General features: G+C 65.1%; 2 protein-coding genes. One reads left to right on the top strand and one right to left on the bottom strand.

All coding sequences use genetic code 11. From position 1 onward, the window contains the following. Nucleotides 1-272: 272 nt before the first annotated feature. A complete protein-coding gene (locus BW982_RS17350; protein ID WP_076495490.1) occupies nt 273-1430 on the bottom strand; it encodes a mandelate racemase/muconate lactonizing enzyme family protein in 1158 nt (385 codons plus the stop codon). Nucleotides 1431-1780: 350 nt separating this feature from the next. Here BW982_RS17350 and BW982_RS17345 point away from each other — a divergent pair, with 350 nt between their 5' ends. Beyond that, entirely contained in the window at nt 1781-2038 is a 258-nt protein-coding gene (locus tag BW982_RS17345; protein ID WP_139327554.1) for a hypothetical protein, read from the top strand. Nucleotides 2039-2114: the final 76 nt, after the last annotated feature.

The raw sequence follows: 2114 nt of genomic DNA, 5'->3' as shown, positions 1-2114 counted from the left end.
GATCAACGACCACTGAGCATCCGAGAGCAACTGGAACCGCGACACGAATCCAGACTCTCAGCCCGCTTCGTCAACCATTGTCAGACACGCCCTAGTAGCCCGCCGCCCTAATCCGCGGAGCTGCGAGTCGGTGCCGTGCTCCTCGAGAGTGACGTGAAGCGCCGACAGCGCGACGGCGCGCGTGAAGCGATTGCTCTCGCGGACCCCGTTGCACAGGATGCGACTGACCGAGTTGCGCCGAAGCTCAGCTAGCTCCGGCGCGCGTGGGCATGTCAGCGCGAGTCGCCATCGTTCGAGACCATTCGCAATCCGGCTCGCCGTGAACGGACATGCGGGCCGCCGGGCGCGAGCCAGGTTCCCGGCTCGCTGGCGAGCTGGGAGATCGCTGCCTCATCGATGCTGATGCCAGCGCCCGGAAGGTCGCCGAGCACGATCCCGCCGTCACTGAATGTCTGGTCGAGCGTGATCCCGAACGGGGCGCCGACATCCTGGACTTCTGCTGAGAGGTGATTGGGGATTGCGGCGGCGGCCGCAGCAACTGCGGCATTCGCCGTCAGGCCGACCGGGCTGATCGGGAGGTCGCGAGAGTGAGCTGCCATGGCGACGCGGAGAAAGTGGGTGATGCCCCAGACAGCACCGGCCTGCACGATGTCGACGGCGTGGGCGGCGAACAGTGGGGCGAATTGGTCAAGTCCGGTGAGATTCTCGCCGGTCGCGACTGCCGCACGAATCAACCCCGACAGTCGAGCGTGCCCGGCGGCGTCCCAGCGTCGCAGCGGCTCCTCAATCCAGGTGAGGTCGTGCACCGTCTCGACGGCGGACACGTGGCGCACGGCCTGCTTGAGGTTCCACAATTCATTGGCGTCGAGCATGAGCGCCGGATTAGGTGTGTTGATGCGCAGTGCGTCGGCAACGATTCCCAGCCGACGGATATCTGCCGCGGCATCCCGACCGCCCTTGAGCTTGCCGCTCGTGAAGCCTCGCTCTGCCATCGCGCGGTAGAACCCGGCGAGTTGCTCGTCGTCTAGGGCGATATCGAGACCGGATGCGTATCCGGGAACGAATCGGTCGCGTGCGCCGAGCAGGCGCCACAGGGGCTCCCCCGCGAGCTTGGCCTTGAGATCCCAGAGCGCCGCATCGAGCGTTCCGATGCCACCGAAAGTCGCCCCAGCGGGGCCGGACTTGAAAACCTGCGCTAGCATCCGATCGTAGAGCGCTGTCACGGCGCGCGGGTCCTCGCCTTCGAGCGCGGGGAAGAGCCTGTCGACGTCGTGGACGGAGCCCGTAGCGATCCCCTCGACTCCCTCGTCGGTCTCGAGGATGAGGATGGGCACCTCGGTGATGCCGGAGTCGATGACGCCATTGGCATCACCGACGGGGCGACCCCAGTCGTGCTGGCTTCGGAGGCAGCGGTAGCCCGTGATCTTCATGGTCGCCCTTGACAGTCAGTGCGCGCGGTTCGCGCGTAAACAGCATACATCACATGTTATTCCCGAAGGAAGACGGGGTGGCGATCAGCGAGTAGCTTGATCGGTCGTACCGAAGCGGCACCACTCCATGTCAGCCCGGAGTGGTGTCCTCCACGAAGCCGTCGCGGAAGACGCGCAGATCGGTGCCTCACGATGCGGTGAGACCGACATTGATCTGGGCCGCTCCGGTCGCGGGCGGGCCAATGGGGGTATCGTCGGCCGCACTAGGGCGTGTCTGACAATGGGGGTGCCGTAGCCAAGGTCCGTCTTCAAGGGGATGTGTGCGCGTGACCTGTGTGGTGCAGTGGACTATGGATTCGATGCTTCGAGGACGTGAAGTGGGCGTTCACAGTGTTCAGCGGCTAAAGCTGACGGTTCGGCTTGTCAACGTCGTAGCGATCGTCGGTGCGGGCGCTGCGATCGTCTGGTTTGGGTTCGCTGCCGCCGATGCTTCTGGTGCTCAGATGGCCGCGGCCAGCGCGATGTTCGCGGCATTCGCCAGCGGGTGGGCGGGCGCTTTCGCGGCGATCAAGGCAAAGTTGAAGTCGGGCGTGGCAACTCAGGCTTGAGTGAGTTTGCCCGTCCATGCGGTGGTGGCGTGGATGAGGACGGCGGCCCGGTAGACGATTGCGTGTTTGTCGTAGC

The organism is Microbacterium sp. RURRCA19A, assembly GCF_900156455.1.
Lineage (GTDB): Bacteria > Actinomycetota > Actinomycetes > Actinomycetales > Microbacteriaceae > Microbacterium.
Note: the sequence above shows the minus strand (reverse complement) of the source record. Positions and strands in the feature narration are given on the sequence as shown.